General features: G+C 60.4%; 20 protein-coding genes. 8 read left to right on the plus strand and 12 right to left on the minus strand.

Annotated features, from left to right (window positions below; translation table 11 throughout):
• The first annotated feature begins 1 nt into the window (after position 1).
• From Q666_RS37820 to Q666_RS37850, 7 genes are read left to right on the plus strand one after another with little or no spacing between them, the layout of a single operon-like run.
• Positions 2-2215 (plus strand): NosR/NirI family protein, encoded by a 2214-nt coding sequence (locus Q666_RS37820; protein ID WP_023001458.1) that lies wholly within the window; start codon positions 2-4, stop codon positions 2213-2215.
• A 30-nt stretch (positions 2216-2245) separates the two neighbouring features.
• A complete protein-coding gene (nosZ, locus tag Q666_RS37825) occupies positions 2246-4156 on the plus strand; it encodes a TAT-dependent nitrous-oxide reductase (protein WP_023001459.1) in 1911 nt (636 codons plus the stop codon).
• Positions 4157-4159: 3 nt separating this feature from the next.
• A complete protein-coding gene (locus Q666_RS37830) occupies positions 4160-5443 on the plus strand; it encodes a nitrous oxide reductase family maturation protein NosD (protein WP_023001460.1) in 1284 nt (427 codons plus the stop codon).
• Entirely contained in the window at positions 5440-6360 is a 921-nt protein-coding gene (locus Q666_RS37835; RefSeq protein ID WP_023001461.1) for an ABC transporter ATP-binding protein, read from the plus strand. The genes Q666_RS37830 and Q666_RS37835 overlap by 4 nt, the downstream gene beginning before the upstream one ends.
• Before the next feature lie 3 nt (positions 6361-6363).
• Complete coding sequence (locus Q666_RS37840; protein ID WP_023001462.1) at positions 6364-7194, plus strand: ABC transporter permease subunit; 831 nt, start codon at positions 6364-6366, stop codon at positions 7192-7194.
• On the plus strand, positions 7191-7739 hold the full coding sequence (locus Q666_RS37845; protein ID WP_023001463.1) for a nitrous oxide reductase accessory protein NosL: 549 nt from the start codon (positions 7191-7193) through the stop codon (positions 7737-7739). The genes Q666_RS37840 and Q666_RS37845 overlap by 4 nt, the downstream gene beginning before the upstream one ends.
• A complete protein-coding gene (locus Q666_RS37850; RefSeq protein ID WP_023001464.1) occupies positions 7736-8761 on the plus strand; it encodes an FAD:protein FMN transferase in 1026 nt (341 codons plus the stop codon). The genes Q666_RS37845 and Q666_RS37850 overlap by 4 nt, the downstream gene beginning before the upstream one ends.
• A gap of 12 nt (positions 8762-8773) precedes the next feature.
• Here the strand turns inward: Q666_RS37850 and Q666_RS37855 are convergent, their stop codons facing one another.
• The 12 genes from Q666_RS37855 to Q666_RS37910 all read right to left on the minus strand — a co-directional run bounded on the left by Q666_RS37855 (position 8774) and on the right by Q666_RS37910 (position 18908).
• Entirely contained in the window at positions 8774-9175 is a 402-nt protein-coding gene (locus Q666_RS37855) for a hypothetical protein (protein WP_023001465.1), read from the minus strand.
• A gap of 25 nt (positions 9176-9200) precedes the next feature.
• Positions 9201-9452 carry a hypothetical protein gene (locus Q666_RS37860; protein ID WP_023001466.1) on the minus strand — a complete coding sequence of 84 codons (252 nt, stop codon included), beginning with the start codon at positions 9450-9452 and terminating at the stop codon, positions 9201-9203.
• Positions 9449-10192: a CbiX/SirB N-terminal domain-containing protein gene (locus Q666_RS37865; RefSeq protein WP_023001467.1), complete on the minus strand. Its 744-nt coding sequence runs from the start codon at positions 10190-10192 to the stop codon at positions 9449-9451. Before Q666_RS37865 ends, Q666_RS37860 begins: the two co-directional genes overlap by 4 nt.
• Positions 10149-11696 carry a nitrite reductase gene (locus tag Q666_RS37870; protein ID WP_023001468.1) on the minus strand — a complete coding sequence of 516 codons (1548 nt, stop codon included), beginning with the start codon at positions 11694-11696 and terminating at the stop codon, positions 10149-10151. The genes Q666_RS37865 and Q666_RS37870 overlap by 44 nt, the downstream gene beginning before the upstream one ends.
• On the minus strand, positions 11671-12891 hold the full coding sequence (gene nirJ / locus Q666_RS37875) for a heme d1 biosynthesis radical SAM protein NirJ (protein ID WP_023001469.1): 1221 nt from the start codon (positions 12889-12891) through the stop codon (positions 11671-11673). Before nirJ ends, Q666_RS37870 begins: the two co-directional genes overlap by 26 nt.
• A 3-nt stretch (positions 12892-12894) precedes the next feature.
• Positions 12895-13383 (minus strand): Lrp/AsnC family transcriptional regulator, encoded by a 489-nt coding sequence (locus Q666_RS37880; protein WP_023001470.1) that lies wholly within the window; start codon positions 13381-13383, stop codon positions 12895-12897.
• A complete protein-coding gene (locus Q666_RS37885; protein WP_023001471.1) occupies positions 13380-13835 on the minus strand; it encodes an Lrp/AsnC family transcriptional regulator in 456 nt (151 codons plus the stop codon). Before Q666_RS37885 ends, Q666_RS37880 begins: the two co-directional genes overlap by 4 nt.
• Positions 13832-14821, minus strand: coding sequence for an Lrp/AsnC family transcriptional regulator (locus Q666_RS37890; RefSeq protein WP_023001472.1), 990 nt, complete (start codon positions 14819-14821; stop codon positions 13832-13834). The genes Q666_RS37885 and Q666_RS37890 overlap by 4 nt, the downstream gene beginning before the upstream one ends.
• Positions 14822-14824: 3 nt before the next feature.
• Positions 14825-15973, minus strand: a complete 1149-nt coding sequence (locus tag Q666_RS37895) for a cytochrome D1 domain-containing protein (protein WP_023001473.1) — start codon at positions 15971-15973, stop codon at positions 14825-14827.
• Positions 15970-16287: a cytochrome c gene (locus Q666_RS37900; RefSeq protein ID WP_023001474.1), complete on the minus strand. Its 318-nt coding sequence runs from the start codon at positions 16285-16287 to the stop codon at positions 15970-15972. Before Q666_RS37900 ends, Q666_RS37895 begins: the two co-directional genes overlap by 4 nt.
• On the minus strand, positions 16280-17083 hold the full coding sequence (cobA, locus tag Q666_RS37905) for a uroporphyrinogen-III C-methyltransferase (RefSeq protein WP_023001475.1): 804 nt from the start codon (positions 17081-17083) through the stop codon (positions 16280-16282). The genes Q666_RS37900 and cobA overlap by 8 nt, the downstream gene beginning before the upstream one ends.
• Positions 17084-17153: 70 nt before the next feature.
• Positions 17154-18908, minus strand: a complete 1755-nt coding sequence (locus Q666_RS37910) for a nitrite reductase (RefSeq protein ID WP_031269533.1) — start codon at positions 18906-18908, stop codon at positions 17154-17156.
• 370 nt (positions 18909-19278) lie between these two features.
• Here Q666_RS37910 and Q666_RS37915 point away from each other — a divergent pair, with 370 nt between their 5' ends.
• Positions 19279-19731 carry a cytochrome c gene (locus tag Q666_RS37915; protein WP_023001477.1) on the plus strand — a complete coding sequence of 151 codons (453 nt, stop codon included), beginning with the start codon at positions 19279-19281 and terminating at the stop codon, positions 19729-19731.
• Positions 19732-19734: the final 3 nt, after the last annotated feature.

Raw genomic sequence — 19734 nt, forward strand, 5'->3', positions numbered from 1 at the left:
CGTGGGTCATCCCCGTCACATTTTTCTGTTCGCCTTCCTGAGCATTGCTGTTGCCCTGGGTCTGGTGGGAATCGCACCGGTCAAGGCAGATGAAGCGCTGGTCCAGCATTACCTCGACAAGGTAGTGCCGGGCGAACTCGTGCCGGGGGCCGAAACTTTCGGCCCGCTGAAGAACGATGTTCCGGTCGTGCCTGCCCTGAAAGGCAAAGACACGCTCGGCTGGGTTTACCTGACTTCGGATTTCGTCTCCACAACGGGCTATTCCGGCAAACCGATCCACACTCTTGTCGGGGTCGACAAGGACGCCGTCATCACGGGTGTCCGACTGGTCAAACACTCCGAACCGATTGTCCTGATCGGAATTCCGGACAAGAAAATCCGTGCGGTCACGGAAGGCTATGCAGGTCTCGACCTGAAGGCGGAAGCCGCCAGTGGTGGCTCGGCACACGATCTCGACATCATATCCGGCGCGACCGTGACCATCATGGTCATCGACGATTCCATCATCCGTTCGGGCCTGAAGGTTGCACGGACCCTGGGTCTGGGTGGTCTTGCTTCCGAAGTTGCGGAGAGTGGCCCGCAAAGGGAAGTCGATACCGGCAAGAAAGACATCAGTGACTGGATGACGTTGACCGGTGATGGCTCGGTACGGCGCCTCTCCCTGGATGTTGCTCAGATCAACGAATCCTTTGTGAGCCAGGGTGACAAACGTGCGGTCGACAGGCCTGAAAAAGGCCCGGAAACCGGCACTTTCATCGACCTCTACCTCGCTCTTGCAGATGTACCTTCAATCGGCCTGTCGCTGTTGGGCGAAGCGGAATATGCCAACCTGATGGCACGGCTGAACGACGGCGACCACGCCATTCTTGTGGCCGGCCGGGGACGCTATTCCTTCAAGGGGTCCGGTTATGTGCGGGGCGGGATCTTTGACCGGATCCAGCTCATCCAGGACGATATCTCGGTTCGTTTCCATGATCGCCAGCACAACCGCGTCGGCACGATCGTCGCGGAAGGTGCCCCGGCCTTTTCCGAAATGGACCTTTTCATCATTCCGGCAGACTCAGGTTTCGATCCTGCCAAGGAATTCCGGCTGCAGCTGCTCGTGCAGCGCCCGGTCGGGCCGATCGAAAAGGTGTTCCTGACGTTCGACCTCGGCTACCGCCTGCCCGACAGTTATCTGAAGACCGTTGCACCAGCCGCAGCGCCTGCCGCAGCTTCGGGTCAATCCAGCGGAGCCATCGCGGAAAAGGACACAGGTGTCCAGGCCCTCTGGAAACGGATCTGGAATGACCGCAAGACGGACGTTCTGATCCTTGGCGCTGCCATCGCCGTGCTCACGCTGGTGTTCTTCTTCCAGATGCAGGTGACCCGTAACGAGCGTTTCACCTTCTGGTTCCGCATCGGCTTCCTCACCTTCACGCTGGTCTGGCTCGGCTGGATGGAAAACGCCCAGCTGTCAGTGGTCAACGTGCTGGCCTTCTTCTCCGCCCTCACGAGCGACTTCAGCTGGGACGCCTTCCTCATGGATCCGCTGGTGTTCCTGCTGTGGTTCTCCGTGGCTGCTGCCCTTCTGTTCTGGGGACGCGGCGCCTATTGCGGCTGGCTGTGCCCCTTCGGCGCGCTGCAGGAGCTGACCAACCGTATCGCCAAGCTGTGCCGTATCCCGCAGATCGAAGTGCCGTGGGGTCTGCATGAGCGCCTGTGGCCGGTGAAATACATCATCTTCCTGGGTCTGTTCGGACTGTCGCTCTATTCACTCGATGTGGCCGAACACTATGCCGAGGTCGAACCCTTCAAGACGGCCATCATCCTGAAGTTCCAGCGCGCCTGGCCCTTCGTCCTGTTCGCAGTGGCCCTGCTGGCAGCCGGCCTGTTCATCGAGCGGTTCTACTGCCGGTATCTGTGCCCGCTCGGCGCAGCCCTCGCGATCCCTGCACGGCTGCGGATGTTCGACTGGCTGAAGCGGTACCGCGAGTGCGGCAACCCCTGCAACCGCTGCGCCAAGGAGTGCATGGTCCAGGCCATCCATCCCGAAGGCCACATCAATCCCAACGAGTGCCTGAACTGCCTGCACTGCCAGGTTCTGTATCAGCACGACCAGAAATGTCCCGTTTGCATCAAGAAGCTCGCGAAAAGACGGCGGTTCGAGGTGCAGACCGGTCTCGTCAAGCCGGACACAAAAGCCAAGGCGGAAACGCCGGTGCCGGCCAAATAACCTTCAAAAGGCAACCTAAGGAGATCAGCCATGAAGGACACTCAAGAACAGCGCGGCGTATCCCGCCGGGATCTGTTGGGCGGATCAGCCAAGACCGCCATCGTCGCCGGAATGGGCGCAGTCGCCCTCAGCAGTGCAGACCTTGCATATGCGCAGGGAGACGGACAGAAGTTCGAACTCGCACCGGGTGAACTCGACGAATATTACGGCTTCTGGTCGTCCGGCCAAAGCGGCGAGTTGCGCATTCTCGGTTTCCCGTCCATGCGCGAACTGATGCGTGTTCCGGTGTTCAACCGTTGCTCGGCAACCGGTTGGGGTCAGACCAACGAGTCCCTCAAGATCCTGACGGAAGGTCTGCTGCCGGAAACCAAGGCGTATCTCGCGGCACAGGGCAAGGTCACCTATGACAACGGCGATCTGCACCATCCGCATATGTCCTTCACCGACGGCACCTACGACGGTCGTTACATCTTCGCCAACGACAAGGCGAACACGCGCGTGGCTCGCATCGATTGCACCACGATGAAGTGCGACAAGATCATCGAGATCCCGAACGCACACGACATCCACGGCATGCGGCCGCAGAAATATCCGCGCACCGGCTATGTCTTCGCAAATGGCGAGCATGAAGCACCGCTGGTCAACGACGGCAAGATTCTTGACGATCCGTCCCAGTATTCCTGCCTGTTCACCGCCATCGACGGTGACGAGATGAAGGTCGCCTGGCAGGTGATCGTATCGGGCAACCTCGATAACTGCGACGCCGACTACCAGGGCAAATACGCCTTTTCGACCAGCTACAACTCGGAAATGGGCATGAACCTTGCCGAAATGACCGAGAGCGAACTGGACCATTGCGTCGTCTTCAACATCAAGGCGATCGAGGAAGCCGTCGCTGCGGGCAACTACCGGGAACTCAACGGTGTACCGATCGTCGACGGCCGGAAAGAAGCCAATTCCCAGTTCACCCGCTATATCCCGGTTCCGAACAGCCCGCACGGCTGCAACGCGGCACCGGACAAGAAGCACATCGTCATCAATGGCAAGCTGTCGCCCACCTGCACGGTGATCGACGTGACCAAGGTCGACGCGCTCTTCTCTGACAATGCCGATCCACGCTCGGCTGTTGTCGCCGAACCTCAGCTCGGCCTTGGCCCGCTCCACACGGCTTTCGACGGCAAGGGCAACGCGTTCACCACCCTGTTCCTCGACAGCCAGATCGTGAAATGGAACGTCGACAAGGCCATCCGCGCCTATGCGGGCGAAGAAGTCGATCCGATCATCTCGAAGGTCGATGTGCATTATCAGCCGGGCCACAACTCCACGTCCATGGGTGAAACCGCGGAAGCGGACGGCAAATGGCTGATCTCGATGAACAAGTTCTCCAAGGACCGGTTCCTGAACGTCGGTCCGCTGAAACCGGAGAACGAACAGCTCATCGACATTTCCACCGACGACATGAAGGTGGTTCACGACGGGCCGACGTTCGCCGAGCCGCATGACAGCATCATCGTGCATGCGTCGAAGCTGAATCCGGCAACTGTCTGGGATCGCAACCATCCCTGGTTTGACGATGCCAAGAAACAGGCTGCCGCCGACGGCGTCGAGCTGGAATATGCCGCGGATGTCATCCGCGACGGCAACAAGGTGCGTGTCTACATGCACTCGGTCGCGCCGACATTCAGCCTCGAGAAGTTCACGGTAAAGCAGGGCGACGAAGTCACCATCTACGTCACCAACATCGATGATATCGATGACCTGACCCATGGCTTCTGCCTGTCCAACTATGGCATCGCCATGGAAGTTGGTCCGCAGGCGACCGCGTCGGTCACCTTTGTTGCCGAACGCCCGGGCGTCCATTGGTACTATTGCCAGTGGTTCTGCCATGCGCTGCACATGGAAATGCGCGGCCGGATGTTCGTGGAACCGAGGAACGCCTAAGCCATGCACCGCGCCTTTTTCAGATCACTGGCCCTTTCCACCGCTGCTGTGGCGAGCCTGACCGTCTGCGGTCCGCTACAGGCGGAAGAATGGCAGGTACCAGCCGAAAAGGGCGCCTTGCAGCAGGTTCTTCAACAAGCGCAGGCCGGGGACATTCTCCGGCTTGCACCCGGCAAGCATGAGGGCCCCGTGGTTCTCGACAAACCTTTGACGCTGAGTGGAGCAGGCAAGGCCGGCATTGCCGGCAACGGCACAGGTAGCGTTGTCACCATCAACGCACCGGACAGTGTCGTGGAAGGGTTGGAACTGACCGGTTCCGGCCTCTCGCAGGACACGCTGGATGCGGGCGTCAAGCTGTCCAAGACCGCGCATCGTGCCACCGTGCGTGACAACCGGATCCTCGACAACCTGACAGGCGTCGATGTTCACGGTGCGCACAACGCAACAGTTTCGAACAATCTCATCGAAGGCCGCCAGGACCTGCGCATGAACGAGCGCGGCAACGGCATCTACGTCTGGAACGCGCCTGATCTTCTGGCGGAATACAACACGATCCGCTACGGCCGCGACGGCATCTTCGTCAACACCAGTCCCAAGGACACGTTCCGCAACAACCGGTTCGAAGACCTGCGTTTTGCCGTTCACTACATGCACGGCAACAACGGTGTCATCGAGAACAACGTTTCTGAAGGCAACGACATCGGCTACGCGCTGATGTTTTCCGACCGGCTGAAGGTACGCAACAACGTCTCGATCCGCGACCGCAATCACGGCCTCATGCTCAACTATGCCAATCACGCCGAGATTTCCGGCAACCAGGTTGAAGGCGGCGGCGAGAAGTGCCTGTTCATGTACAACGCCAACAAGAACACGGTGACAGACAACAGCTTCGAAGGCTGCCCCATCGGCGTTCACTTCACCGCGGGTTCTGCGAATAACGCCTTCAAGGGCAATGCCTTCATCGCCAACAAGACCCAGGTGAAATATGTCGGCAGCCGTCAGCTTGACTGGAGCACGGACGGGCGCGGCAACTACTGGAGCGACCACCCGGCCTTCGACATGAACGGCGACGGCATTGCCGACACCGCCTACCGGCCCAACGACATGGTCGACCAGGTCCTCTGGACCCAACCTTCCGCCAAGCTTCTGGTCGGCAGTCCAGCCGTTCAGCTGCTGCGGTGGACCCAATCTCAATTTCCGGCGCTGCTGCCAGGCGGCATCGTCGATAACGCCCCATTGATGCATCCGCCGGTGCGGGCGACACCGAATTCGGGAGTTCAAGGATGACCGAAACGTCCCTTTCTGCACCGACCCTCCGCGTGGACGGCGTCTGCAAGACCTTTTCCGGGCACAAGGCCGTCGATGAAGTGTCTTTTTCGCTGAACGCAGGTGAACGGGTTGCCATGCTCGGGCACAACGGCGCCGGCAAGACCACACTGTTCAAGATCGTGCTCGGGTTTCTGAAGCGCGACCATGGAGACGTCGCCGTCATGGGAGCTGCCCCCGGCAGTCACGATGCCCGTGTCGGCACGGCCTATCTGCCGGAATCAGTCGCCTTTCCCGCCTCGCTCACCGGCAAGGAAGTGCTGACCTTCTACGCGAGACTGAAAGGCGAAAGCCCGGCCAGGGCCTTGCCGCTGCTCGAAAGGGTTGGCCTGGCGGAGGCTGCAAAACGGCGGGTCGGCACCTATTCCAAGGGCATGCGTCAACGCCTTGGTCTCGCCCAGGCTCTTGTCGGGAGACCTAGGTTGATCCTGCTCGACGAACCGACGACAGGCCTCGATCCGATCTCGCGGCAGACGGTCTATGAACTGATCGGTGAAATCGCCGGTCAGGGAACGACGGTGCTGCTGTCGTCTCACGCCCTTACCGAACTGGAGGCCCGGACAGACCGGATCCTGATCCTGTCGAAAGGCCGGCTCGTCGCGGACGATGTGTTGAGCCGCCTGCGCGCCCAGGCCGGGTTGCCGATCAGGCTGAAGGTCTGGACCAGGCCCGAAGATCTTGCCCATGTCTCCGAAAGCCTCGGCGGCGGGCAGATGAACGGACGTTCGGTCGAATTCAACTGCAACGCGGACGATAAGGTCAAAGCCCTTTCGGCAATCAGCGCACTCGGCAACCTGGTTGAGGATGTCGATGTGCACGCGCCGAGCCTCGACGACGTCTACCGGTATTTTTCCAGCACTGCTGGCAAGGAGGCCTGAGCCATGTTCTCCAGAATCCTCACCGTAGCAGGACAAGAAATCCGAATTGGAATCCGCAACAGGTGGATCCTGCTTGCAGCGATGATCCTCGCCGTGTTCTCGCTGGCGCTCGCCCTGCTCGGCTCGGCACCAGCGGGAACGCTCGGCGTCGACCGCCTGACCATTACCGTTGCCTCTCTGGCCAGTCTGTCGGTCTATCTCGTGCCGCTCATCGCCCTGCTGCTCGCATTCGACGCCATCTGCGGCGAGATCGAACGCGGTACTTTGCTGATGACGCTGTCCTGCCCGATCTCCCGTGTCGAATTCCTGATCGGCAAGGCCGTCGGCCATACGCTGGTTCTGGCATTCGCACTGGTTGTCGGCTACGGTCTGACCGCCGGGTTGCTTGTGGCAGCGGGTTTCGGCTCCCTCTCGGGCCTTGCGGATTTTGCGCGTCTGATCGCAACCTCGATCCTGCTCGGCGTCTGCTTTCTCGCCACGGGCTACGTTCTGAGTTCACTGACACGCCAGTCGCGCACTGCGGCGGCGGCTTCGGTTGCCGTGTGGCTTATACTGGTCGTCCTGTATGACCTTGCGCTGCTTGGCGCGCTGGTCGCAAACCCAAGCGGTGTCTTCGCGTCCGACGTTTTCCCCTACGCCATCCTGCTCAACCCTGCCGACGCCTTCCGCCTGTTCAACCTGGCCGCCCTCGGCGCAAGTGATCTTGTAGGCGGCATGGCCGGGGTGGCAGACACGCTGCCCTTCGACCCCTTGCTTGCCCTTGGCTCCCTGGCCGCATTTGCCGGCCTGGCCATGGCCAGCTCCGCTCTTCTGATAAAAAGGATTGCGCCATGAAACGCGCGCTCATTTCCATCTTCATGCTCGGGTTCCTGGCTGCCTGCCAGGAAGAGGTTCAGATTGCCAAACCCGATGCCGTGCATCTGACACCGGAGGCGGCTGGTCACTACTGCCAGATGACCGTTCTGGAACATGACGGCCCCAAGGCGCAGATCCATCTGGCAGGAAATCCCAATCCGCTCTGGTTCACACAGGTCCGCGATGCGGTTGCCTTCCTGCGTTCTCCCGAAGAGCCGAAGGATATTGCTGCCGTTTATGTCAATGACATGGAGCGCGCAGAAAGCTGGACCCAGCCCGGTACCGACAACTGGATCGATCTGGATGGGGCCTGGTTCGTCATCGGCAGCGACGTGGCAGGCGGCATGGGCGCCCCGGAAGCAATTCCCTTTGGCACGCGGGCCGGAGCGGACGCCTTCGCACGGGACAACAAGGGCCGCGTCGTCCGCGCTGAAGACATCCCGACCGACTACGTTCTGGGAGCCGTCGATGTATCCGCCGCCACCTCGGTTCCCATGTCTGCAAAACACGGGGCTGCGCAATGACACATGCAACCATCAATCAACCACCCATGAACCGCAGGCGCTTCCTGCGGATCTGCGCCGCCGGTGTTGCTGGCCTTGCATTGCCCGCAGGCGCCGCAATGGCAGGTGGACAGGCCCAATTGTACCGCTGGCGCGGCATTGCGCTCGGGGCTGGGGCCGAGATCGATATCCTGCATGAAAGCGCAAGCGAAGCGAAACGCCTGTTCACCAGGGTGGAAGCGGAAATCCGCAGGCTGGAAGCGATCTTCAGTCTCTACCAACCGGACAGCGAGCTGGTCCGGCTGAATGCCAACGGACGGCTTTCGGCGCCTTCATTGGAAATGGTCGATCTGCTCAGCCTGTGCGACAGGCTACACGCCGCGACTGAAGGAGCCTTCGACCCGACCATTCAACCTTTGTGGGCCTATTACGCCAGGCAGGCATCCGGCGACACCGGAGAAGATCTTGCAACTGCCCGAAGCCGCACAGGCTTCAGACACGTCGTTTATGGCCCGAGCGAGATCCGCTTTGCGCAAAAAGGCATGTCCATGTCCTTCAACGGCATTGCCCAAGGCTACATCACGGACAGGGTGACGGCCCTGCTAGCCGCGAAGGGATGCACGAACATGGTTGTCGACCTCGGTGAGATCGTCACCAGAGGCGGGCCGGATGAAGAACCTGCTCTCGACGCAGGCGCTCACCGTGGCTGGCCAGTGACCTTGCAGCCAGTGGCCGAAAGCGCAGAGGCGAAGACCAGGATCAGATTGACGAACGCCGCAGTCGCCAGTTCCGCGCGGCTCGGAACGACGTTCGATCAGGCCGGCCGGCGCTCCCACATCATCGATCCGCGAACCGGCCTGCCGGTTGCGGGTGCAGTAGATGGCGCCAGCGTCATAGCTCCGGCCGCAGCTCTCGCCGATGGCCTGTCCACAGCTGCATTGGTACTTGAAGAGAACCGCCTTGGCAAAGCCCTTACCGACTTTACGGCAACCAGCGCCTTCGTGGTGCGCCGCGATGGTTCGACAGGGTGGCTGAGGGCTTGAGGAAAGCGTCTGTCAGCGGATTACGGCGCGCAGGGTGGTCGAGGTAACGATCGCCCAGAAGCCCGTTCTGAAGATCAATGCCACGAGAGTGCGCGTTTCATGAGGCCCGCCCTGGGACACATACACAAGGAATGCACATAAGACGATCGCGGTCCCGATCAGAATCGCGATGGCCATCCAGCGAGCCCACCCTCTGGCGAACAAGAGCCCGATGCCGGTCATTACATATGCAAAGCCCGCCAGGAAATTGAACCACAGGACAAACGAGACGACGTTGCCAGCCAGTCTGGATAGCTGATCGCCACCAAAGAGAACCGTTCCACCGCTCACGACTGTCATGACACCGAAAACAGCGGCGGCGGCACCAGCCATGCGCAGGCCAGTTCCTCGACGCAGGTCCCTTTGTATCAACATGGTCTGTTTCCCGTTTACGAGGCTATCAATCTGCCGGTGGCAGTTTTCCATCTGCTTCGTCCATCAGTCGCCGCACCCACTTTGCTGCAAGCCATGTCGCCGGGATGCCGAGTGGCAAGCTGATCCAGATCGACACGATCGGCGACAGGGCCGGCAAGCCGATGGCCTGCCCCATCAGGCTGAGCATGAAGAGATTGATGGCAACGGCAGCGGCCGTGAACGGGTAAAGCACGATCGCAAGTTTGCGCACCGGCCAGCCGGTTTCGATCCGGGTCACGCCGCCAGTTCCTTCCGATTGGCGCTCTCCAGCGCGCAGGCAATGAGTTTGGGTACGAAAGGCGCCTCGATCAGCGGAGCAAGGCGCAGTCCCTCGAACCCAGCCTTGTCGAGAGCTTCCGGAATGTCCTGGGTCACATGGTGCCCGTTTCCGGCAAACAGGGGCAACAAGACCGTTCTCATGCCGCAACTTGTAGCCGTTTGTTCCAGGAAGGGTGCTTCTTCCAGGAAGCCCAGCCGGATCGGTCTTTCCGGCAACCATTCGGCAAGACCAGCGGCAAAGCGGACGGTGCTTTGCGCGGTCGACCGGCAGGTAGCCGACCCATGGGCTGCCAGCAGCAGTTCGTAGCCGGACGCATTCCAGTGAGTTCTTTCAGCCGTCATTTCCAGAAAATGCGCCGTCAACCGTGGCAACTCGGGATGAATACCGAGGGCAGGCAGCTGCCGGGCGCCCGTCCCTTTCAGCCTGCCTGTCAGAGCGGTCTGCGTGAACCAGCCTTCGGCCATGAAAACCGGAAAAACAAGCGGTTCAGGCCCGGCAAGGCCCAGGGCCCGATCAAGAGCGCCAGGCGCGGCCAGCGTGGCCGAGCGGATGGACCAGCCGGGCAGGAATTCGCGGACCTGCTGCGCAAGTGCGCGCAAATACGCTTCACCTGCCTGCGGGTGCGACGGCTGGCCATGCGAGACGAGGATCGCCTCAATGGCTCGTTCCTTCCGAAAAGGTGATCTTGTTCCAGACATTGTACTTCCCCGAAGGTTTTCGCATGGGCAGGCGCCGGATCTCTTCCAGCGTGCTGGCGTCGTAGACAATCACCGCACCGTCGTCCTCCCAGACGGAGACAAGGGCATAGCGGCCATCTTTCGTGAATTCGACATGGGCAACCGTCGCGCCTTCGACGGGCTTCAAGGTCTTGACGATTTCCAGGCTTTCCTTGTCGATCACATGAATTTCGTCCTTGTTCGGACCGAAGAAGACATCGGCCCAGAAATAGGGCGTGTTCTCGTGACTGCGCAGGAAGAAGCCGGGACCGTCGGTCTTGATCGTCGCGATCTGCTTCCAGGTTTCGGTGTCGATGACCGACAGCTTGCCTTCTTTCAGATGCGGGGTCGCCATGACCCTGCGGCCATCCCGCTCCCAGCTGATACCGGACCCGAGATGCGGCATGCCTTCCAACGGCAGTTCAGCGATTTCACGGCCGACATTCAGGTTGACCACGACACCGCGCGCGCCGTCGCGCGACGCTCCGACGAGATGCCGGTAGTCGTCATCGAAAAAGAAATCGTCAAGCGGTTCCGCCGTCAGGATCCGGCGGCGGGCGAAGAGACCGACGGACGAAGGCAATGCTTCGACCATGCCTTTTTCCCGGCTGTGCACGAAGCCTTCGTAGACCGGGTCGGCTTCCGGATCGGTCGCTACTTCCCAGATTTCCGGAGCATCCTTCAAGGCAAGGATGAAGCTCTTGCGGTTGGGAGCCTGATAGACCGCCGAAACGCGACTGGCCGTACCGTCCTTGGCCGTCACATCCATCACGGTTGCGACCGAAAGGTCCTCGGTCGACAGGATCGTCAGCGTCATCGGCAGATAGTTGGCAACCGCCAGCCACTTGCCGTCATGGCTCATGGCAATGTTGCGGCTGTTGAGCCCTGCCCGCACCCGGCCGACTTCCTGAAGCGCGTAGAGATCGTATTTCTGGACCCAGCCGTCGCGCGACATGATGAAGACATAGCGCCCGTCCGGCGAGAATTTCGGCCCGCCATGGACCGCAAACGGCGTTGCGAACCTGTCGAGTGTCTCGAAGGTATCGCCGTCAAGAACACTCACGTGATGATCACCTGTTTCGACGACAAGGGTGATGTTCATCGGATCGGACTGCCAGACCGGCTTTTCGACCGGCTGATAGTCCTCATTGATCACCTGGCTGGCGGCGATGTCCGTTTCGGTCCAGTCCGGAACGTCACTCAGTGGCTCCTTCAGGAAAGCGGCCAGGGCCTCGATCTGATCGGCACCTAGAATATCGGCGAATGCCGGCATCTGCGTCGCCTTGCGGCCGTCTCGAATGACAGCATCCAGATCCGGACCGCGCATGCGGCCGAGGGTCTCCGGGATCAGTGCCGGTCCGACACCACCAAGACGGCCTGCTCCATGGCAGTCCTGGCAGTTGTCTGCATAGTCCTGCGCGGGGCCTGCAACCGAAAGCGAGGTCATCAGAAGGAGTGCGCTAAGCGAAGCGGTGAGCCGGATCATGGCGTTTTCCTCGGAACGGGGTCACGGCCAGGCGCTCGCCGCCAGGGCCGGCAAGCCCGATTTCGTCGTCGTTGAGATAACAGGCAGGGTCTTCGGCCCAGGGATCGCCAGTCAGTTGCAGTGCGCGGATACGGGTATTGCCGCCGCACACGTCCTTGAAGGCACAGGCACCGCAGCGCCCCTTGAGCGGTCTTGGCCTTGTTCTGAGCCCGGCCAGCATGGGGTCTTCACCGGTCCAGAGTTCGGAAAACGGAACGGATTTCACGCTGCCGATGGTGTAGTCGGACCAGTAGGTATCCGGATGCACATTGCCGAGGGTGTCGATGTTGGCGACACCGAGACCGGAGGAATTGCCTCCCCAGGCCGCGAGATGACCGCGCACATGGGCTGCCGTTTCCGGACCAAAGATCCGCTGTACCCATTCCAGAAAGTAAACCGCGTCGGCATCATTGTTGCCGGTTACGATATCGAGTGGCCGGCCACCGCTGACACCTTGCCATGCGCGGTCCATCAGAATGTCCATTGCCCATCTGGAGCGCTTGTGCTCGGCATCTTCGCCGCGGTGCTTGTCGCCCCTGCCGGCATAGACGAGATGGGACAGATAGAACTTGTCGACACCTTCATCGTCGCACAGACGCAGAAGATCCGGCAGGCTTTCGTGGTTGCCCTCGGTCAGGGTGAAGCGCAGCCCGACCTTGATGCCGCGTGACTTGCATTCGCGAACGCCCCGCAGGGCAGATTGGAAAGCTCCCTCGACGCCACGAAACCAGTCGTTCGTGGACCCGATCCCGTCAATGGAAATGCCCACATAATCGAAACCGATCTCGGCCACCTTGTCGGCAGTCTCGCCATGCAGCCTGGTGCCGTTGGTCGACAGAGCCAGCATGCGCACAAGGCTTCTGGCGCGCCCGGCAATCTCAAAGAGGTCTTTCCGGTCCAGCGGTTCGCCCCCGGACAGGATCAGGGCGGGAATGCCGAAGTGTCCAAGATCCTCCAGGGTCGCCATGGCCTGGTCGTGGGTCAGCTCGCCCGGAAAATCGACGTCCGCCGACACAGTGTAGCAATGCCGGCATTTCAGGTTACAGCGCCGGGTCAGGTTCCAGATCACCACCGGTTTGACCGCACCGGTGCCGCGGCGTGTCCTGACAGGTGTCGGCTCCACGATCTGGTGCATGTATTCCGAGAGGCGGAACATCGTTCAGCCCTCCTTGCCGCGTAGGCGCATGCCGGTCTTTTTCAGGATGCGCGTTGAAAACAGGATGTCGCCGGCACGGCAGGCCTTGCCCAGCAGACTGGAAATCTCCGCCCGCTTTGCAATAACTTCCTCGCGGGTTTCTCCATGAACCATGGCAAAGAGGTTGTAAGGCCAGTCGGGCAGCGCTCGCGGACGGCGGTAACAATGCGTGACGAACGGCAGGGCGCCGACCTTTTCGCCAAGACTGTCGACCACTGCGTCATCGACATCCCAGACGGTCATTCCGTTGGCTGTCATGCCGAGTCGGTAATGATTTGGGGCGGCCCCGATACGCCGGATGACACCTTGCGCCTTCAGCTGCTTCAGGCGGTCGATCAGCTCCGCTTCGCTCAGTCCCAGGCTTTCCGCAACCACGGCAAAGGGTCTGGTGACCAGAGGCAATCCGGCCTGTGTGGCCTCGACGATCGTTCGGTCCTGTGGGGTCAAGGTCATGCGTTCACCCGAAAGCCTATGAAAAACTCGCGTTCCTTCGGAAACAGCAGCACCGGCAAGCCTGTGTCGCGTTCGATTGCTTCGGCAGTTGCCGAAATTGCGGCCTGACTTTCCGTTGCCAGGACGAACCACATGTTGAGCTTGTGGTCCCGTTCATAGTTATGGGCGACTTCGGGGTAGGCATTGACTTTGGTTAAGACGTCTTCGAAACGCTCTGGCGGTACCGCGATGGCGCAAAGGCAAAAGGCACCGCCAAGGGCTTCCGCATCGAAGAAGGGTCCGAACCGCGTCAGCAGGCCGTCGTCGCGCAAGGTCCGGATGTGCCCGGCAACCTCTTCTTCACTCAGGCCCAGTTCCTGCGCCAATTCCTGAAAGGGATGCGGAACCAGCGGCAGATCGTCCTGCAGACGATTGATCAAGGTCCGTTCAAGAGGAGACAGTTTCCGGGTCATGCCGCAACTCCCTGACGAGAGATCAGCGCCCCGGTCTGCTTGAAGCAACGGGTGGAAAAGAGAACGTCGTGTCTGACGCCCGCCACTTCCGGCAGGCGCGATGCCTGAATGAGAACATCCAGTGCCTGCGACCGGCTCCGGCCGTGAATCATGCAGTAAAGCCGATAGGGCCACACGCCTGCCACGGGCCTGCGTTCGTAACACAGGGTCACCCCCGGATGCGCGGCAAGCGCCGGGCCCGCCGAGGCGATCCTTTCCGGTTCGATATCCCAGACAACCATGGCGTTCGCGCGCCAACCAAGGGCGCGATGACGTACAATCACGCCGAAGCGGGAAATGATACCGGCGTCAAGCAACCTTCCAATCCGTTCCAGAACGTCCTCTTCCGTTCGGCCGAGGTGTTCTGCGATACGCAGGTAGGGACGCTGTATGATCGGTAGTCCTGTGGTCAGAGCCTGCAGGAGGTCATCGTCTCCCTCCTGCAGTCGCTCCAACCGGACCGGCCGGGGCACTGGTGGCCGGCCCAGGCCGCCGTTCAAGCTGAAGCCTAGGTCTATATTGAACGGACGGATGATCGGGAGATCCAGTACGGCAAGCTGTGTCTGGTCTCGAATTGTGTCCAGAACCCCGTTGACATGCTCCCGGTCCGGGCCGGTGGCAACGAACCAGAGGTTCCGGTAATTCTCCCGTAGGTAGGAATGATTTATGCCCGGCTGAGCACCGACGATCCCGGCAACGGCCTCGATGCGATCGTGTGGCACCGACATGGCCGCCAATGTGCTTGCCGAAACCGTGTTGGGTGCACAGGTGGCACCAACGCGGGTGATCCGGCCGGTCGCAGCCATATCCTGCAGCCGCCCGATAGCGTCACCTTCGGAGCAGTTCGTTCCCGCTGCAATGATTTCGAAAGGTCTCGGCACCAACGGGAAGTCCCGTTGCCAGTTGTCGAGCAGGGTCAGGTCAATGGGATCGATGAGGCTTGTCATGGCTCACAACCCCGTCCTGTGTGCCCGGGCTGTAAAGAAGATGCCGGATGGGCTTTCGGCGTCGATTTCGCCTGTCTTCTCGAAGGTCCGGGTGTCGTAGATCATGACCTTGCCGGCATCGCGCACGGAAACCCAGACCTCGTTACCGCGTGGCGTGAATTCCATGTGCAGTACGGCAGGGCCGGGTTTGAACTCGTGAACGACCTGCTTTGTGACCGTATCGATCACCTGGATGGTGTCATTGAGCGGATGTGCGAAGTTTACCCAGACCTGGCGGCCATCAGGCCGCGCCATGGCAAAGACCGGCTGACCATGGGTACTGGTGCGTCCGGTTTCGGCGAGCGTTTCACCATCGACCCACAGAACCTCGTGGTGCCCGACGGCAGGCAGGACAAACTCCTGGCCCGCGCGTGCCCAGCCTTCCAGATGCGGCATCTTGTAGACCGGTAGCTCCGCTTCCCCGCGGCCATATCCGGGCAAAACGCGAATTGGTTCGGGATCTTCCTGCCACAGGTCGAGCGCGGTCAATCCGTCTTCGCCAAACAGGCCTGTGATGTAGAGACGGCCGTCACCGGTGATCAGGGCGTCATAGGGGTTGGTGCCCATGCCGGTAACCCTGGTGATCTTCGGTTCCTCCGAATTGAGGTCCGCGATCCAGGTTTCGCCTGCATCCCACAAAGTGAAGACAAAGCGTTTGCCGGGCGCATCGACAAGACCGATTGTCTTCGACCCGGTCGGAATATCTGCAACCATCTCCAACGTCTGAGCGTCGAAGATACGCACACCGCCGGGCTCATAGTTGGAAACCGCGACCAGTGAACCGTCGTCCGAGATGGCTCCGCCGATGGCGTTTCCGGATTGAATCACCCGCTTGGCTATCCGTTTCTCGACAAGGTCGACCTTGGAAAGGCCGCCATCGCGGCCGAAGACATAGGCGAAACGTTCGTCCGGTGAATAGACCAGGCTTGCATGGGAAAGGTCGCCAAGCCCTTCTATCCGTGCCAGGGATGCACGGTCGGACTGATCGACCAGCAACAGAGACCCGCTCGCCCGTTCAACCACAAGACCGAGATCGCCGGTGGCAACGACCGACTGCGCCTGGACAGTGCCGGTCAAGATGGCTGCCAGAACGGCTCCATATAGCCACTTCATTTCGTGTCTCCCTTCAAAAGATATTCGGCAATTTTCCTCGCGTCGGCCTCGCTCAGGATCGGACGCCAGGGAGGCATTGCCGTTTTCGGGATGCCGTCCAGAACCACCGTGGACAGGGTGTCGATATCGTAATGACCGAGGGCATCCGGCCGGATGTCCGGTCCAAGGCCACCTTTCAGTGTCATGCCGTGACACGAGCCGCAGTCCTGTCGCACCAGGTTGACCAATGCCGCAGGCGTTTCCTGTTCCTCGGCAAGCGCGAGGCTTGTGATGGCCAGGAGACAGAAGGCAATGGTGAGCAGCGTCTTAAGCATGGACCAGCCTTCCGGCTGTGCCGCTGTCCACGGCACTGAGCATGGCGTCCAGGGTGGCTGCCGGCCATTCGGCACTCAGGGTCACGACCTTGCCGACAACAAACAGCACCGGCGCCTTGAACCTGGCGTCGCGGATATCGATCGCGATCCTGTCGAGTTCCGAATAAAGCCTGGTTTCACGCGGTGTCGTCGCGTTTGCGATGGCAAGTACAGGGGTTGTCCCGCTCAGTCCTTCGGCAATCAGGCGCAGGGCAATCTGCCCGATGTTGGCAACCCCCATGTAGACGACCAGCGTGGTGTCCTCGCAGGCGAGACTTTTCCAATCGAGGTCGAGAACGCCGTTTGCCTGCCGGTGTCCGGTCACATAGCGGACGCCGGTTGCCAGACCACGATGGGTGAGCGGCACACCTGTTACGCAGGCAGCCCCCTGGGCAGCGGTAATGCCGGGCGCATATTCGACCGCGATGCCGCGTGACAAAAGATGTTCGGCTTCTTCCGAACCGCGACCGAAGATCAGTGGATCGCCGCCTTTCAGGCGGGCGACGGTCAAGCCTTCCAGCGCCAGTTCTTCAAGGATCTCGTTGATCCTCTCCTGAGGAACGGGATGATTGTCGGGCGATTTTCCAACAGGCACCTGCAGGGCACCGGACGGAGCCAACGACAGGATTTCAGGTGAAACCAGACGATCGAAAACGACCGCATCCGCTTCCTGGAGCATTCGCAGGGCCTTGAGCGTCAGAAGCTCCGGGTCTCCGGGTCCCGCACCGATCAGATAGACCTTCCCTGACTGTTTCATCGTTTGCTCCTGCAGGCGGCATGGAAGAAAGAAACGGGAGAGGCGGAATTCCGCCTCTCCCGGCGGGACGTCAGTAGACGTCGGCGCGCGTGTTGAAGACGTTGAACTTGCCGGTCGGAGTGATCAGCCGTTCGTCCTTGATGACGTGCTTCAGCTCGAGCGTCTTGTCGTCGACGACGACGATCGCGCTTTCCTTGTCCTTGGCGTTCCAGACGGAGAACCAGATTTCCTCACCCGCCTGGTCGAATTCGCCCTGAACGACACGCGGCTGGCCCTCGCCAACATCCGCCCATTCGACAATCGGCAGAACCTTGTATTCAGGTTCTTCCTGGGTCAGGTCGTCGACGTTGAACACTGCGATCGCGCCCGAGACTTCCGCGTCCGGGTTCAAAGGTGCATCCACGTAGAGATGGTTCGACTTCGGATGGGACTTGACGAAGAGCGAGCCACCGCCCAGACCATAGAGGGTCTGCACGACCTTCCAGGCACTGTCCGGATGGCCTTCCGGATCCGTCCCGATCAGGGCGACGGTTTCGTCGCCGAGGTGCGAAGTGACCCAGACCGGTCCGTATTTCGGGTGGATCAGGTTGGCACCACGCCCCGGATGAGGTGTCTGACCACCCGTTTCAAGCAAGGCAGTCAGCTTGCCTTCCTTGGTGTCGACGACCGCGACCTTGCCGCGGGCATTGGCAGCCACGAGGAAGTAACGCTTGGTGCTGTCGAACCCGCCATCATGCAGGAAGCGTTCGGCTTCGATCTCGGTCGTCTTCAGGTTCTTGATGTCCGAGTAATCGACCAGCAGGATCTTGCCGGTTTCCTTCACGTTGACGATGAATTCCGGATTGTAGTGCGATGCCACGATGGAGGCGACGCGCGGCTCGGGATGATAGGTCTGGTCGTCGTAGACCATGCCACGGGTCGACTTGATCTTGAGCGGCTCCAGCGTGTCGCCATCCATGATCACATATTGCGGCGGCCAGTAGGAGCCGGCGATCGCATACTTGTCTTCCCATCCCTTCATTTTCGATGTTTCGATGGAGCGGGCCTCGGTGCCGACCTTGATCTGCGCCACTGTTGCCGGTTCTTCCATCCAAAGGTCGATCATGTTCACAAGCGCATCGCGCCCGATCACGTAGAGATAGCGGCCGGAGGCGGAAATACGCGAAATGTGAACCGCGTAACCGGTGTTGATCACCGCATGGATGGCATAGGTTTCACCGTCGATAAGGGCGACCTGGCCGCTGTCACGCAGGGTGACCGAGAAGAGGTTGTCGATGTCGATATCGTTCAACTTTTCTTTCGGACGGTCTTCCGGTGCAACCAGCACCTTCCAGCTCTTGCGCATTTCGTCCATGCCGAACTCTGGCGGTGACGCCGGTTCCAGCAGGATGTAGCGCGCCATCATGTCGACCTGTTCCTCGGTCAATTCACCCGAGGTCCCCCAGTTCGGCATGCCGGCGGGCGATCCGTAGGTGATGAAGTCGCGCAGATACTCGTAGCCGTTTTCTCGGGTGATATCCGTGGTCAGCGGCTTGCCGGTCGCGCCCTTGCGCAGCACGCCGTGGCAACCGGCGCAGCGTTCGAAATAGATCTGGTTTGCATTTTGATATTCTTCAGGCGTCATCACGGGATCGCCTTCCTTGCGCCCCGGAATCTCGACCTTCAGCTGGCCGAGAGTTGACATGCTAGGCTCATAGGCAGCTGAAGGACCACTGCCGTGGTCCGCCGGCTTGTCTTGGGCAGAAACGCCGACTGCCGACAATCCGAGTGTGAAAGCCACACTCATCAGCAGCGCATTTCTCCGAATGGCTCGTGTCGAGATCATGATTAGTCTCCGTTCGACTGGTGAGGCAATCGGACGGTGCGCGCAGGCAGGGTCTGCTTCCTTGACTTTCGTTAACTTGAAATTTTCAGGCAGGTTTGTTCAGCCATGTCCGTCGGGAAAACCGGCAAGACACGATCCTCATAAGCGTTTGTCTTTATTGAAATAATTACGAGTTTACCGCCTGCAAAACGACACAATTGTCGCAGGGGAGCATGCACTTCACGGCAACATCGGCGAACGCGTCGATCCCATTGCAATGAATTTCACTGTCTTCGGCACCGCTTTCCGGTCCACTTGACTTTGGTTAAGGAAATGCGGCTGCGCGCTGGCACCCTCCCGGCAGGATCAACTCCGGGGAAAGGAGCGCGCTATGCGCGAAGTCATGACCAAAAGCATGGCCCGAAACATATTCTATGGCGGGTCGCTTTTTTTCATCATCATCTTTGTGGGGCTGTCGGCGCACAGCCACCTTTACATCACCAGCACATCGACGAATGCGGAAACGCTGACCGAAAGCGTTGCCGCAGGCAAACGGGTCTGGGAGGACAAGGCCTGCATCAACTGTCACACGATCCTCGGCGAGGGTGCGTATTTCGCCCCCGAAGTCGGCAACGTGATGACCCGTTGGGGTGTGCTGGACGATCCTGACCTGGCATTCGAGACCCTCAAGGGCTGGATGGAATCCCAGCCTTCCGGCATCGAAGGCCGCCGACAGATGCCGCAGTTCCACCTGACGGACGAAGAGATCCGCGATCTCTCGAACTTCCTGATCTGGACAGACAAGATCGACGCCCAGGACTGGCCGCCGAACGACGCCGGCTGATTT

The sequence above is a fragment of the Labrenzia sp. C1B70 genome (assembly GCF_000475395.1).
GTDB classification, from domain to species: Bacteria; Pseudomonadota; Alphaproteobacteria; order Rhizobiales; family Stappiaceae; genus Roseibium; species Roseibium algicola.